Below are 14,711 nucleotides of genomic sequence, written 5' to 3' on the forward strand. Positions count from 1 at the left end.
CTTGTTGGGTAAATGCTGAAGGTCAACTTTTTCCTGATGATTGCTAAAACCTAACGAATTGTAACAAGGCGCAATCCGCTTTTCTGCGGGCGGGGGCGGTGCTAGCGATATGGGATGCAGATCACCGACCGACAAACCAAGGCAATGACGACGGCGGGGCTCAACCTGATTGCCCAAGCGCTGACCATCTACGATTCCGGTCTGCGACTTGTCGTGTGCAACGCGCCGTTCCAGTCGATGTTCGACCTGCCTGATGTGCTCGTCACGCCCGGTGCCACCTTCGAGCAAACCATCCATCACCTCGCCAGCCGTGGCGAATACGGCGTTGTTGACGATATAGACAGCTTTGTTGCCGAACGTGTCGAACAGGCCCGCGCATTTGCTCCGCATTATATGGAACGGACCCGCGCCAATGGCCGCACCATCAGTGTCGAAGGATCCCCGCTGCCGCAGGGTGGCTGGGTCACGGTCTATACAGATATCACCGCCACCAAGCAGCAAGAGACCTTGTTGCGCGCCCGCTCGGATGCGCTGTCCGACCAGTTGCTTGACCATGCCGAACAGCTGGGCAAATCAAACCGCGAGCTGGCTTCGATGATCACCACGCTGGAGGAGACCAAACGCCAGCTGACCGATTCCGAAGCGCGAATGCGACTAACCACCGAAATGATGCCCGCCCACATCGCCCACGTCGATGCCAGCGGCCACTACACCTATTCCAACCGCCGCCTGTCCTCGGTGATCTCGGGGCGACCCAGCAACATCATCGGCATGCATATCTCTGATGCTTTGGGCGCGTCTGCCTATGCCAATATCTCCGCCTCGCTGGCGCAGGCCTATTCTGGTTCTGCCGCGGTGATTGAATTTAGCGACGACAACTCGGCGCGACGGATCAGAGGCTCGTTCACCCCTGATACACGCGGTGGAGTGTACATTCTGTCGATGGACGTGACCGAAGAAACCCAAGCGCGCGTGGCCCTGCAGCAAACCCGCAAGCGCGAAATCGCGGCGCAGATGATCTCGGGCCTCGCACATGATTTCTCCAACCTGCTGACCATCATCCTTGGGATGCAGTCGCGTCTGGGCCGGCTGCCCGCCCTGCCCGCCGATGCGGCCCCGCTGATTGAAGGCACACTTGCCGCCGCACGCCGGGGCGGCACCCTGCTCAGCTCGATCGCCGATGTCACCGGCCCGCGTGCTCTGCGCCCGATTGCCACCGATCTTGCCGCCCTATTGGCCGATCTGGAAATTCTCGCCGCACCCACCTTATCCGACGGGGTGACCCTTAGCGTGCAAAACGAGGCCCCCGACGAGCTTGTGCTGCTCGACAAAGGCTTGGTGCAAGATAGTTTGCTCAACCTGATCCTCAATTCCCGTGATGCCTGCGGGGCCAGCGGGCTGATCACTCTCAGCCAAAAGCGCGTGCATGACACATGGATCGAATGGACCGTTTGTGACAGCGGACCGGGATTTTCCCCTTCGGCGCTGGAGCGCGGGTTTGACCCGTTTTTCACTACTAAAGGCAGCGAAGGATCGGGGCTCGGACTGTCGATGGCCTATGACATGACCCGCTCCTGCGGCGGTGATCTGCGCTTGTCAAACCTGCCCGACGGCGGCGCCAAAGTGGTGTTGCGCCTGCCCTACCGCGTTGCCGTCCCCGCCACCACGGGGCTTGTCCTGCTGGTCGAAGACGCTGACGATCTGCGTGCTGTTGTCCGTGAAATTCTGATGGATTTGGGCCATTCCGTCATTGAGGCCACCAGCGCCGACGAGGCGGTTGCGATTATTGCCGATCTGCCAGACATCTCGCTGGTCCTGTCTGATATCCAGCTTAAAGGCGACGCCACGGGCATCGACCTTGCCAACCGCATCGCGGGCACTCTGCCTTTGGTGCTGATGACCTCACTGCCCGCAGATCACCCGCTGTTCCTCAAGGGCCAGACTCTGGCGCCTTTGCTGCGCAAACCTTTTTCCAACGATGATCTGGTCGCCCTGATCACCCCCAGCGAGGCTGCCGCCGAATGACCCGCCCCCTAGTGACCATCCTCGACGATGAACCGGCGATTCGCACCATGCTGGTCGATGTGCTCGAAGACGCAGGCTTTGACACCCTCAGCTTTGGCCGCGCCCGCGCGTTCGAGGCCGCCTTGGCGACCCATACCCCCGATGTCTGTCTCGTCGATCTTAGTCTGCCGGACACCGATGGGCTGACGCTCGTGCACCGTCTGGCGCTGGAACAGGGCGCGATTGTGATCATCATTTCAGGCCGTTCCGAAGTGCAGGATCGCGTCACAGGACTGGAACTCGGTGCTGACGACTACATCATCAAACCCTTCGAGCCTGCCGAGGTTGTCGCCCGCATTCGCGCCCGCTTGCGCAGCGCCCGCGCCACCCCCCAAACCGGCAGCACCGCGCAGTTCAACGGTTGGACCGCGCATTTCGACCGCTACGTTCTGGAAGACGACGCGGGCGCCGAGACCCCGTTCTCCCATGCCGAAGGCGAGGTGCTGCGGCTGTTTCTCGACAGCCCCAAACGCCTGATCAGCCGCGCACAAATGCAGGAAAGCCTTGGCGGTGCCGCCTCCGAAAGTTTTGACCGTGCGATGGATGTGCGTATTTCGCGCCTGCGCACCAAACTGCGTGAAGACCCGAAAAATCCACAGCTCATCAAGACCATCTACGGCGCGGGCTATATCTTTCTCGGCGACGTTACATGGCGCTAAAGGCGCAACAGCATCGCGCCCACGACCCCGCTTTGGCTGAAGTTTTGACGCTGATCCAAGCCAGTTTTGCCTCGATGGAGGGGCGTATCGACCCACCGTCCTCAATGCAGCGCCTTACCCTTGCTGAACTACAAGGTCACTGCACCATGGGCGAGGTCTGGTCGCTGGGGGTGCCTGTGACGGCCTGCGTCCTGTTCACCGCGAAGCCGAATCGTCTCTATATCGGCAAGCTCTCGGTGGCAGCCCACGCCCGCCGCCAAGGTCTCTCCCGACGACTGATTGATCTGGCCCACCACCGCGCCGCCGCCCTTGGCCTGCCGTGGCTGGAACTTCAAACCCGCATCGAACTGGTCGAAAACCACGCAACTTTCGCGGCCTTGGGGTTCTCCGAACATGCCCGCACGGCCCATGCAGGCTTTAGCCGTCCCACATCAATCACCCTGCGCTGCGCAGTAGACCCACGTTAATCAGACCTATTTCAGCCCCGCCACTGCCTGTGCCAGGACTTCGACACCCGCGACCAAATCCGTCTCGTCGGTATCTTCCTCGAACGCATGGCTGATCCCGCCAATCGACGGCACAAACAACATCGCCACGGGCATCAGCCGCGATACATTGGTTGCATCGTGCAGCGCGCCTGAAGGCATCTTGCGCCACCGGCCCGGTGCCACCGCTTCAGCCCCGCGCTCCAACGCGCCGCGCAAGCCTGCATCCATCTGCACCGGTTCTAGCCCAAGCATGGTGCCAGAATTCAAAATCATCCCGCGCGCCTCGGCGATCTCGGCGGCGGTGTCGCGGATGATCGTTTCCATCCGGCCCAACCGTTCTGCATCGCCATCGCGCCATTGCATCGAAAACACCGCCTTGCCTGGCACGATCGAAGAGGCGTTGGGATGCAGCGACAGATGCCCGATGGTCCAGACCGTGCTGGGCGTCACCACATTGCGAAACCGTTCGTTCAACTCCGCATTGAATGCCGCAACCGCCTGAAACGCATCGCGCCGCAAATGCATCGGCGTGGTGCCTGCGTGGTTTTGCTGGCCCTCAAAAGTGATTTTCATATCCCTGATGCCAACGATATCCGTCACCACCCCGATCTGCTCGCCCGAGGTGTCCAGCGTTGGCCCCTGCTCGATATGCAGCTCAATGAAACCGCTGAATTGCGCAGGCGAAACCTCTCCCGTGACCATGCCCTGCACCGCCAATCGTGCCGCGCCCAAGGCCACGCCGCTATGATCCTTTAGCAAGTCCGCCTCGGCCAACGTCAAATGCCCTGACCAAACCGCCGATCCGGTCGTCACCCCGAACCGCCCCTCCTCATCTTGGAACGACACCACCGAAACGCCGCCACAGCTGCGCGCCACTTCCAATGCCGCAATCACGCCCAGCGCACCGTCCAGCCACCCGCCTTCCGGCTGGCTGTCAGAATGCGATCCCATCAAAACCGATGGCCCCTGCGCGATGCCAAACAAATTGCCCATCGCATCCACCGCGACCCGCAATCCCGCCGCTTCAAATTTTGTCGCCAACCACCTGCGTGCCGCCACATCCGCATCCGAATAGGCCGGACGCACCACGCCCTTACCAACGCCTGCCGCGCCAAAGCTGCGCAACTCGTGCAAATCTGCCAAAAACCGTTCTGCGTTGATCATCGCTCGCCCCTGTTACCGCCCAAACTATCCCGAGGGACTTTGAGGGGGCAAAGCCCCCTCATCAACCCGATAATCCAGAACCAGACAAGCCGAGGCAAGATGTCACTCTGCCGCCACCACAACAGCCGCCTCCACTTTCACAGCCGAGAATTTGAACTCCGGAATTTTCCCGTAAGGGTCCACCGCCGGATTGGTCAGAATATTCGCCGCCGCCTCGACATAGGCAAAGGGCAAGAACACCATATCCGGCGAAACCGCCCGATCTTCCCGCGCCATGATCTCGATCGATCCGCGCTTGGTGGTCAATCGCACGTGCCCGCCCGGCGCCACGCCAAGTTTGCGCAATGTGCTGGGATGAAGCGAGCAATTCGCCTCCGGCTCCAGCCCGTCCAGCACCGTGGACCGCCGCGTCATTGAACCGGTGTGCCAATGCTCCAGCTGCCGCCCTGTGGTCAGGATCATCGGAAAGTCTGCATCCGGCACATCATCGGGTGCAATGATGCTCGCAGGCGTAAACCGCGCCCGCCCGTCGGGCCGTGGGAAACCGTCGGCAAAGACAATCGCCTGCCCCGGATCAGTCTCGCTGAGCGAGGGATAGGTCACCGCGTTCTCGCGCTCCAAACGCTCCCATGTGATGTTGTTCAGACTGCGCATGTTCAGCTTCATCTCGGCAAAAACCTCGGCAGGGCTTTCATAGCTCCACCCCAGCCCCAGCCGCTTGGCCAGTTCCACCTCGATCCACCAATCCTCACGCGCCTCGCCCGGAGGCGCCACAGCACGGCGGCCCATTTGCACCTGACGGTTGGTATTGGTCACCGTCCCTGATTTTTCGGCAAAGGCCGACGCCGGCAGGATCACATCCGCATAATTCGCAGTCTCGGTGATAAAGATATCCTGCACCACCAGATGCTCCAGTTTCGCCAAAGCATCCCGCGCATGTTCCACATCCGGGTCCGACATCGCAGGGTTTTCACCCAGCACATAAATCCCCTTTATCGAGCCTTCATGCACCGCATCCATAATCTCGGTTACGGTCAACCCCTTCTGCGCGCTGAAGTCTTCCGACCCCCACACTTCGGTAAAGGCGCGGCGCACGCCGTCATCCATCACCGACTGGTAATCGGGCAGGAACATCGGCACCAATCCGGCGTCCGACGCGCCCTGAACATTGTTCTGCCCACGCAGCGGATGCAGCCCCGATCCTGGCCGCCCGACCTGCCCGGTCATCAATGCCAGCGAGATCAGACAGCGCGCGTTGTCGGTGCCATGAATGTGCTGCGACACACCCATTCCCCAGAATATCATCGCTGCTTTGGCCCCCGCGAAGGTCCGCGCCACGTCGCGCAGAACCTCGGCTTCAATGCCGCAAACCGCCGCCATCTTCTCTGGCGTAAAATCGGCCAAATGCGCCTTCTCGGCCTCCCAATTCTCGGTATAGGCGGCGATATATTGTTCGTCGTAGAGCTTCTCTTCCACGATCACATGCATGATCGCATTCAGCATCGACACATCCGTACCGGGCCGGAACTGCAACATATGGCTGGCGAAGCGCCGGAGCCCGACCCCGCGCGGGTCCATCACGATCAGTTTGCCGCCGCGCTTGGTGAACTGCTTGAAAAAGGTTGCAGCGACCGGATGGTTCTCCACCGGATTGGCCCCGATCACGATCGCCACATCGGCGTTTTCGATCTCGTTGAACGTCGCCGTCACAGCGCCGGACCCGACATTCTCCATCAGTGCCGCCACCGAGGACGCATGGCACAGCCGCGTACAGTGATCGACATTGTTGTGGCCAAATCCCTGCCGGATCAGCTTCTGAAACAGATAGGCTTCTTCATTGGTGCATTTCGCACTGCCAAAACCGGCAACGCCGCGCCCGCCAATATCGCGCAAGCCCTTGGCCGCCACATCCAGCGCCTCGTCCCATGTTGCTTCGCGGAAAAATTCGCTCCAGTTGCCCGGATCGACGTTCAACCCCTTAGCAGGCGCATCGTCGCGCCGGATCAGCGGCTTGGTCAGACGGTGGTCGTGATGGATATAATCAAAGCCAAAGCGCCCCTTGACGCAGAGCCGCCCTTCATTGGCAGGCCCGTTAATCCCGTCGACGTATTTGACCTTGCCGTCCTTTACCTTCAGCGAAATCTGGCAGCCAACGCCACAGAACGGGCAGATGCTTTTCACCTCTTCGTCGAAATCCGCAGAATCGCCGATCTGGTTCTCGTTCACCACGCTCGCTGGCATCAAGGCCCCCGTCGGACATGCCTGCACACATTCCCCGCACGCCACACAGGATGACGCGCCCATCGGGTCGGCCATATCAAACGTCGGATAGCTGTCCTGCCCACGTCCCGACATGCCGATTACATCATTCACCTGAACCTCGCGGCAGGCCCGCACACAAAGCCCGCACTGGATACAGGCATCCAGATTGACCCGCATCGCCACATGGCTGTCATCCAGCAGCGGAATCCGCCCCGCTTCGAGTTTGGGAAAGCGGCTCTCCTCCACCCCGTTCAGCGCGGCCATATCCCACATGTGGCTCGATTTATCATGCGCAACCTCATGGGCCGGATGATCGGCAACCAAAAGCTCTACCACCATCTTGCGCGCGCGCTCGGCCCGCGCGTTGTTGGTCACCACTACCATGCCCTCGGCAGGTTCGCGGATGCAGCTGGCGGCCAATGTCCGCTCGCCCTCGATCTCGACCATACAGGCGCGGCAATTGCCGTCAGGGCGATATCCCGGCGCAGGCTTGTGGCACAGATGCGGTATCTTCAACCCGCGCCCGTTGGCGACCTCCCAGATGGTCATCCCCGCCTCGGCTTCAACGGTTTCGCCGTTCAGCGTAAATGTGATCCTGTCCGCCATGGGATGCCTCCTGCAATATCCCCTAATCTATAGCCAAAACCCGCCACGCTCAGGAGTGCCAATCCCGACACCCATACCCGTTTTTACGCCACCCGCGTTTCCGATGCGCGTCGCCCCGCCATCATTTGGCCAAATAAACGCGCCGCGAAGCGTCCCGCACTTTCCTCCCCGCCCCCGCTCGCCTATCAAAGCGACAAAGGAGCCGCGTCATGTCCCACATCACCCTCATCCGCCACGGTCAGGCCAATTCACTGGCCCGCGACGAGATCAGTTATGACCGGCTCAGCCCCTTGGGCCACGAGCAAGCCGCATGGCTCGGCGCTCATCTTGAGCAAAGTGCCACCCAGCATACCCGCCTTTATACCGGGACCTTGCGCCGCCATGTGGAGACCGCCCAAGGCATGGATACCGGCCTTGAGCCGATCCGTGACGCACGCCTGAACGAACTGGAATATTTCACCCTCGCAACCTTGCTGGAGCAACAGCACGCGGTGCCCTTCCCCGCCGAACAAGGCCAGTTCGCCCTGCACCTGCCGCAGGTGTTCGACTACTGGAAAGCTGGCAAGCTCGAAGGCCCGCCCGAAAGCTACGAAAGCTTCGAGCAGCGCATCCAGTCGGTTTTGCACGAAATTGCCGAAGGCGACGGGCCGGCGCTGGTGGTCACCTCCGGCGGGCTGATTTCGATGGTCATGGCCCAAGCGATGGGTCTAGGCATTCCGGCGATGTCGCGGATCGCACTGGCGATTATGCATACCTCTATGCACCGGCTTTATCCGATTGGCGGTCATTGGTCGCCGGTCCTGTTCAACGCGGTCCCGCATCTCGACACGCCCGACCGTCAAAGCGCACAAACCCACATCTGAAAGGCCAGCCCATGCACACGCTCTATTACGCCAAAGGCACGATCGCGATTGCGGTTGCCCTCACCCTAGAAGAGGCTGGTTTGCCCTACACGCCAGTGCGCGTAGATTTTGCCAGCGCCGCGCAGACCAAGCCGGAGTATCTTGCGCTCAACCCCAAGGGCCGCGTGCCCGCGTTGGTGACCGAAGGCGGCACCGTGCTTACCGAAACCGGTGCATTGCTTGAGTACGTCGCGGCCTTGGCACCGCAGGCAGATCTGGTCCCGCTCAACGCCGAAGCCGCCGCCCATATGCGCGCAGTCATGTATTACCTCGCTTCGACCATGCATGTGGCCCACGCCCATAAAATGCGCGGCAGTCGCTGGGCCGATAAGCAGGAAAGCTTTGACGACATGACCGCTAAAGTGCCGCAAACCGTAGCCGCCTGCGCCCGCCACATCGAAGACAATTGCCTACAAGGCGACTTTGTATTGGGCGATAGTTTCAGCCTTGCCGACCCCTATCTTTTTACAGTCGGGCAATGGCTTGAAGGCGACGGCGTGAACCCCGCTGATTATCCGCGTATCGCGGCGTTTCTGGCCCGCATGGAAGCCCGCCCCAGCGTGCAATCTGTGCGCTCCAAAGGGTTGCTTTGATCATGCCGCACCTTTGGCTCCGCGCCGAACAACGCGCCAATGAAACCCGCGTCGGGCTGACCCCCTCAGGGGCGGCCGAGCTTCTGGCCGCAGGTTTCACCGTCACGGTCGAAGACAGCGACAGTCGCGTGATTTCTACAGCGGAATACGCCAAAGCTGGCTGCGCTATCGCCCCCGCGGGCACATGGCCCCACGCCCCGCGCGATGCGATTATCTTTGGTCTGAAAGAACTGCCAGATGACGGCACGCCGCTGCCTCACACCCACATCATGTTTGGCCATGCCTACAAGGGCCAAGCTTCTGGCCGTGTATTACTGGAGCGCTTTCGCGCCGGGGGCGGCACTCTGCTTGATCTGGAATATCTGACCGAAGCCTCTGGTCGCAGGGTCGCTGCTTTCGGCTATTGGGCGGGCTTTGCGGGCGCGGCCGTGGCGCTAAAATGCTGGGCGGCGCAGCAGCACGGTGGTATCGCGGGACCCGTCACACCCTACAGGAACGCCGAAGCTCTCAAATCCGCGCTGGCCGAAGACCTGTCAGGCTTGGCGCGCCCCGATGCGCTGATCATCGGTGCGCTGGGCCGCGTCGGCTCCGGCGCTGCTGACCTTTTACGCGCCCTTGAATGCCCAGTGACCAGCTGGGACATGGCCGAAACCGCGCACGGCGGGCCGTTTCCCGAAATTCTGGCGCATGCGATCTTTATCAACTGCATCCTCGCGGGACCGAAAACGCCGGCCTTCGTGCGCCCTGACGCGCCGAGCGCCGAGCGCGCGCTGCGGGTGATCGGTGATGTCGCCTGCGACCCAGACAGCGATTTTAACCCCGTGCAGGTCTATGACCGCGCCACCACATGGCAACACCCAGCCCTGCGGGTGCATGATATTCCGCCGCTCGACGTTATGGCGATCGATAATCTGCCGTCGATGCTGCCGCTGGAAAGCTCGCAGGACTATGCAGCACAACTATTGCCGACACTGGCAGAACTGGCACGCGAAGACGCCGCCGTCTGGTCCCGCGCCCGCGCCCTGTTTCAGGAAAATATCCGGTAATAGAGCCAGTCCGGCAAGAACTGTGCGCCCCGAAACAACAATGAGAACCCCCAAGGGAAGCTCTTTTTAAAGCTGTCGCCGTTCATATGCTCGAACACCGCCTGCGCGGCGGCCTCCGGCTCCATCAGGAAGGGCATCTTAAAGTCGTTTTTGTCGGTCAACTGGGTCTTGATAAAACCGGGGTTGATGACCTGAACCTGCACGCCGGTCTTGCGCAGGTCGGCGTACATGCACTCCGCCAGGGACATCGTCGCGGCCTTGGATGCAGTATAGCCGATTGATCCCGGCAATCCGCGGAATCCGGTCAGGCTGGAGGTGATAACGATGTGGCCTGCGTCGCGCGCCACCATCTTTGGCACCACCTGCCCCATCACCCGCATCAAGCCGGTGAAATTCACATCGGCCATCGCGGTGCCATGCGCGGGCTCCCATTCCTTGGCCCCGAACGGCCAATAGGCCCCCGCCAGATAAACCACCCCATCGACCTCGCCCACCGCCTCGGCAGCAGCAGCGACGCTGGCGTCATCTGTCACGTCTATCGTCTGCACATGCGCCCGCCCCGGCAGTTCCGCAGCCAGCCGCTCCAGCTTGTCGGTTGAGCGTGCGGACAAGATCACTTCGGCTCCGGCACGGTTAAGCTTTTGCGCCAGCGCAGCACCCAGTCCCGTGCTGGCCCCGATCAACCAATAGCGTTTTTTTGGCCAATGTTTCATCACGCCTCCTTGGGGCGAATGGTGGCGACAAGCTCGGCCACCTTAAACCCGTATTTGCGGAACTGGCTGCGATTTACGATCGCCCCGTCCGGTGTCAGATACATCCAGTCGACTGTGTTTAACTTATGCCCGCCGCTGCTCTCTGGCAGGTGAATCACATAGCGCATCTGGGCGGCCAATCCGGTCTGAATGCCGCGCCCGCCTGCAGGCACATCGCTGGCCTGCGTGGTAAATGCACCTTCTTCGCCCAGTGTGATCACCCATTCGCGATCCTGCCGCGAGCCGTCATTATAGCGGAACTTCTCGCTCATCACGCCAGTGTTGCCGGTCCACTCTATATCGAAATCCGCGACGAAAGTGCTTGTCACACGCCCCAGCGGACCAAAGATCGCACCTTCGCAGACCATCTGGCCATTCAAATGTTTGCGCAGTTCGAAATGGGGGAAACCGTCAGTGTAGTCATCCGGTGTCTGGCCATAAAATTCGGCAAAGCGGCGGCGGATAACCACCATGATACCCGCCAGCCCCAACCCGAGCAAAGTAAAGATCACCGGTTCCATCAAGACGCCTCTAACTGTTTAACAAATTCGAGCAATACAATCGCAATGACCTTAAGCCCGCAAGGGATACCCGCGTAAAATATGATCAGCAGGTTGATCGCACTGTCAGAGCTTTGGCCGATGCCGCTCTGCAAGCCCGCGCCTTGCAACAATGGAAGTAGGACAACGGCCGCCAAAGCCAAGGTGAATTTCGACACGAAGGACCACAAGGCGAAACCCTGCGCAGCGGCGGGCGCGATTATTGCCAGCCGTCCGGCAAAGATGGCGGGCAGGATCGTCATATCTGCGCTCAACACGGCCCCGGATGCCACGCAAATCAGCCCGAATTGCCACAAATCGCCCGCGCCCAGAAATAGCGTGCCGCCAAAGGTCATGATGCCCAGCCACATCGCCACCGTTAGGGTGCGGTAGCTGCCGAACCGCTCGGCCAGCTTGCCCCAAAGCGGCGCGGCGCAGGCAGCGGACAAAAAGAACAGCAGCAACAGCGGGCCTTCCCAACCCGTCGCCTGCAAAGCCAGTTCGACGTAGAACAGGAATAGTGTCGAGGTGATCGCCACAGGCGCGGCATTGACCAGCGCGATCAACAACAGCATCCGCGCGGGCGCATCGCCTAGTACAACGCCAAAACCCGATGGGCCTGCGATACCGCTACTGCCCCACTCTCCGCGCATCACGAGGGCAGCGACCAGCGCCAGCGCGGCAAAGCCAAGGGCGAACCCCGCAAAGGGCGCATTCATCCAGATACCCAATACAACCGGCGTGATCGAGGCGATGCAGACACCCAAAAGTGCGCCGGTCTCACGCCAACGCGCCAGGATGAGATGCCCCTGACCCGGCAGGGTGGCGGCTTTCGCGACACCTTGGGCATAGAAACAAATGGTCAGAAAGCTGAAGGAGGTGAAGACCAGCGCCAGCATCAACGCGAACCACACTAAGGGCGGCAGCATCGGCGCGACCGCGAAGAGCCCCAGCATCCCCAAGGCCATGCCGCCGCACCCCAGCGCGACAGCCTGCCCGCGCCGATGCCGCAAACGTTCAGCCAGCCATCCCAGCGCGGGGTCTTGCACCACGTCCAACAACCGCAAGCCAAACAGCGCCAAGCCCAACGCGCCCAGTGAAACACCGTAGGTATCGACATAAAATTTCGGCGCATGGATGTAGATGGGCAACCCCGCCGCCGCCAGCAGCGCGGCAAAGGTTGCGTAAGCGGCCAGTGAGCGGCGTGCCATCGTCATCCGCGCGTGACTTCCGGTGCGGGCGGCGCAGGGCGATTGCGAAATCCGGCGCCTTTCCACCACAGCTTCAGCGCCTGCCAGTGTATCAACGCCAGTACCCGCCGCGCCCCCAATGGCCTTGTCAGCAACGCCCTCGAGATCGCAAGGCTGCGCAAGGGTTTGCGCTTGCCGCTAAGCGTGGCAATCAAGCCGCCGCCTTCGGTCGTGTAGTCGATCCAAATGCCGATGCGATCTTCGCGGATGTCGAAACGGAAGCGGTAGCCGCCCGCAACCGGCTGAAACGGCGAGACGTGGAGGATTTTGGCTGCCGTCAGATGGTCATCCGGCAAGATCGGGCGCAGATCACCGTGATGGCAAAGATAGCTGTGCCTGTCGCCATAAGTGTTGGAAACCTCGGCAATGACAGCGATCAGCGCCTCTTGGGCATCGCGACACAGCCAAAAGCTGACCGGATTGAACACATAGCCCAACACCCTCGGCTGCGCCAAAATCTCGATCCGCGCGACGTTCCGGATGCTGTTGGCCGCCAGAACTTCGCGCACCCAAACGGCACCTCGGCCTTCTTTTGGTGGGCCGCCGTGGTCACTATCGTGCAAGGAGATCAGCCCGGCCTTGTTACGGGCAAACAGCAGCGGCTCTGATACCTCGGCTTCAGCGTCGCAGAGCACATAGTCGATCCGGTAGCGAAAGGCATTCTTCACGGGCCCCTTGCGGCCATGAAAAGTCTGGCCCGCGATATGATCGACCCGTGCTCTCACGCAGCGGCCAAGGACAACGCGCTGCGGTCGCGGATACCGTCGACGACCGCCACGGCGGAGGCAAGGCCGTCCTCGTGGAAGCCATTGCGCATCCATGCCCCGCAGAACCAGGTGTTTTGCGCGCCATTAAAGGCCGCCACCTGCTTTTGCGCGGCCAAAGCGGCCAGATCGAACACCGGATGGCGCAGAGTGACCTGATCATAGATCAACTCCTCGCGGATCGTGCGTTTGGTATTGAGGGTCACGAAATGCGGATCGTCCTGCGGGATCGGTTGAAGCGAGTTCATCCAGTAGGTCAGGTCGATCCGGTCGGAGGTTTTCTTGCGGTCTTCGGTATATACCCAAGAGGCCCAAGTGGCGCGGCGCTTGGGCATGATGTTGGCATCGGCGTGCAGGGTGATATCGTTGGGCTGGTAGCGGATCGCGCCCAGAGCGGCACGTTCCTGCGCGGTGGCATCTGAAAGCAGGGCCAGCGTGTCATCGGAATGGGTGGCAAAGATGACCTCGTCAAAATCCTGCCACTCGCCACCGGTCACGCGCACTTGGGCGCCCTGAGCGGAGCGCCGCACCCCTGCCACATCGGCATTCAAGCGCGTCTCGACCCCGCGCGTACGCAGCGCAGCGGCCAATCGGGAGACATATTCGGTTGAGCCGCCTTTGACTGTGTACCACTGATGCTGGCCCGAATAATTGAGCAGCGCGTGGTTCTCGAAAAAGTTGATCATCGCGTGGGCGGGAAAATCCATGATCTTATCAGTCGGAGTCGACCAGATCGCGCCGGAAAGCGGCGAGAGATAATAGTCGCGGAAGTATTGCCCCGTGCCCAGCACCTGCAGAAATTCGGCAATGGTAAGCGAGCGGTCACCGGCAAAGCTGAGCGCGTGTTTGTTGAAACGGAAAATGTCGCGCAGCATGCGCAGAAACGACGGGTTCACCATGTTGCGCCGTTGTGCAAAGACCGCGTTCATGCTGGTCAGCGCATATTCGATCCGCCCGCCGTCAATCGAGGCGCCAAAGCTCATATTCGAGGGAACGACTGGCACGTCAAGCTCGGCAAAGAGGGCTGCCAGATGCGGGTAGTTGGCGTAGTTAAACACGATGAACCCCGTATCGACAGGCTGGTCGCCGTTTTTACCGGCGACAACGGTGCGCGCGTGGCCGCCAAGCTTTGGACCTGACTCAAACAGGGTGACGTGGTGATCCAAACCCAGCATATACGCCGCCCCCATGCCAGAGATGCCCGCGCCGATCACGGCAATTCTTCGGCGGTTCGGACGCGACTGCTCCGGATCGGGGGTCAATGCTTCGAATGGCATGGATGGTGCGCGTCCTGTAAAAAGTTCTGATCGGTTGGTGTCTGTAGGGCAGACACGGGGCGGGGCGTGGAAAAGTTGCGTCAGATTGAGGCAGTGGCGTTAAAAATCAGTATCTTTGGCAGAGATAGATGGGTTCGGCCAACCGCGCGCCCAGTGCAGGTGTCACAGCCATGCGGCAAGATAGGCCGTTAGAGCAGATTATCGATGCTATGGCTGCGTCTTGCAGAGGGGACGTTACGTCGTACGCGGAGCTGTCTTAGAAAAACGAAGGCTCAACGAGGTGCGACCGGCAGAGATTTCTGACCTCCGTCGAAGGAGTTATCTTCAAATAGAGGAGTGAAGCGC

13 protein-coding genes are annotated in these 14,711 nt (G+C 60.8%); 6 read left to right on the plus strand and 7 right to left on the minus strand.

What is annotated here, in order from left to right; translation table 11 throughout:
- Window positions 1-114: 114 nt before the first annotated feature.
- Genes BM174_RS04525 through BM174_RS04535 form a run of 3 tightly spaced genes read left to right on the plus strand, consistent with a single transcriptional unit; the run spans window position 115 to window position 3,190 of the window.
- A complete protein-coding gene (locus BM174_RS04525) occupies window positions 115-2,025 on the plus strand; it encodes a PAS-domain containing protein (protein WP_093922655.1) in 1,911 nt (636 codons plus the stop codon).
- On the plus strand, window positions 2,022-2,723 hold the full coding sequence (locus BM174_RS04530) for a response regulator transcription factor (protein ID WP_093922656.1): 702 nt from the start codon (window positions 2,022-2,024) through the stop codon (window positions 2,721-2,723). The genes BM174_RS04525 and BM174_RS04530 overlap by 4 nt, the downstream gene beginning before the upstream one ends.
- On the plus strand, window positions 2,714-3,190 hold the full coding sequence (locus BM174_RS04535) for a GNAT family N-acetyltransferase (RefSeq protein ID WP_093922657.1): 477 nt from the start codon (window positions 2,714-2,716) through the stop codon (window positions 3,188-3,190). Before BM174_RS04530 ends, BM174_RS04535 begins: the two co-directional genes overlap by 10 nt.
- A gap of 6 nt (window positions 3,191-3,196) precedes the next feature.
- On the opposite strand, the gene BM174_RS04540 is transcribed toward BM174_RS04535, so the two are convergent.
- Both BM174_RS04540 and fdhF read right to left on the minus strand, forming a co-directional pair.
- Complete coding sequence (locus tag BM174_RS04540; protein WP_093922658.1) at window positions 3,197-4,375, minus strand: hydantoinase/carbamoylase family amidase; 1,179 nt, start codon at window positions 4,373-4,375, stop codon at window positions 3,197-3,199.
- A gap of 102 nt (window positions 4,376-4,477) precedes the next feature.
- The gene (fdhF, locus tag BM174_RS04545) at window positions 4,478-7,243 is read right to left on the minus strand and encodes a formate dehydrogenase subunit alpha (protein ID WP_093922659.1); all 2,766 of its coding nucleotides are present in this window, start codon (window positions 7,241-7,243) and stop codon (window positions 4,478-4,480) included.
- A 209-nt stretch (window positions 7,244-7,452) separates the two neighbouring features.
- On the opposite strand from fdhF, the gene BM174_RS04550 reads away from it, so the two are divergent.
- The 3 genes from BM174_RS04550 to BM174_RS04560 are packed head-to-tail and all read left to right on the plus strand — an operon-like array spanning window position 7,453 to window position 9,784.
- Window positions 7,453-8,106, plus strand: a complete 654-nt coding sequence (locus tag BM174_RS04550) for a histidine phosphatase family protein (protein ID WP_093922660.1) — start codon at window positions 7,453-7,455, stop codon at window positions 8,104-8,106.
- A gap of 11 nt (window positions 8,107-8,117) precedes the next feature.
- Window positions 8,118-8,738, plus strand: a complete 621-nt coding sequence (locus BM174_RS04555; protein WP_093922661.1) for a glutathione S-transferase family protein — start codon at window positions 8,118-8,120, stop codon at window positions 8,736-8,738.
- A gap of 2 nt (window positions 8,739-8,740) precedes the next feature.
- Entirely contained in the window at window positions 8,741-9,784 is a 1,044-nt protein-coding gene (locus BM174_RS04560; RefSeq protein ID WP_177209415.1) for a saccharopine dehydrogenase, read from the plus strand.
- On the opposite strand, the gene BM174_RS04565 is transcribed toward BM174_RS04560, so the two are convergent.
- The 5 genes from BM174_RS04565 to BM174_RS04585 are packed head-to-tail and all read right to left on the minus strand — an operon-like array spanning window position 9,766 to window position 14,366.
- Window positions 9,766-10,497 (minus strand): SDR family NAD(P)-dependent oxidoreductase, encoded by a 732-nt coding sequence (locus BM174_RS04565; protein WP_093922663.1) that lies wholly within the window; start codon window positions 10,495-10,497, stop codon window positions 9,766-9,768. The genes BM174_RS04560 and BM174_RS04565 overlap by 19 nt on opposite strands.
- Entirely contained in the window at window positions 10,497-11,057 is a 561-nt protein-coding gene (locus BM174_RS04570; protein ID WP_093922664.1) for a DUF3833 family protein, read from the minus strand. Before BM174_RS04570 ends, BM174_RS04565 begins: the two co-directional genes overlap by 1 nt.
- The gene (locus tag BM174_RS04575; RefSeq protein ID WP_093922665.1) at window positions 11,057-12,292 is read right to left on the minus strand and encodes an MFS transporter; all 1,236 of its coding nucleotides are present in this window, start codon (window positions 12,290-12,292) and stop codon (window positions 11,057-11,059) included. The genes BM174_RS04570 and BM174_RS04575 overlap by 1 nt, the downstream gene beginning before the upstream one ends.
- Window positions 12,289-13,050: a DUF1365 domain-containing protein gene (locus BM174_RS04580; RefSeq protein ID WP_093922666.1), complete on the minus strand. Its 762-nt coding sequence runs from the start codon at window positions 13,048-13,050 to the stop codon at window positions 12,289-12,291. Before BM174_RS04580 ends, BM174_RS04575 begins: the two co-directional genes overlap by 4 nt.
- Window positions 13,047-14,366: an NAD(P)/FAD-dependent oxidoreductase gene (locus BM174_RS04585; RefSeq protein ID WP_093922667.1), complete on the minus strand. Its 1,320-nt coding sequence runs from the start codon at window positions 14,364-14,366 to the stop codon at window positions 13,047-13,049. Before BM174_RS04585 ends, BM174_RS04580 begins: the two co-directional genes overlap by 4 nt.
- Window positions 14,367-14,711: the final 345 nt, after the last annotated feature.

It is taken from the genome of Sulfitobacter brevis, from assembly GCF_900112755.1.
GTDB lineage: Bacteria > Pseudomonadota > Alphaproteobacteria > Rhodobacterales > Rhodobacteraceae > Sulfitobacter > Sulfitobacter brevis.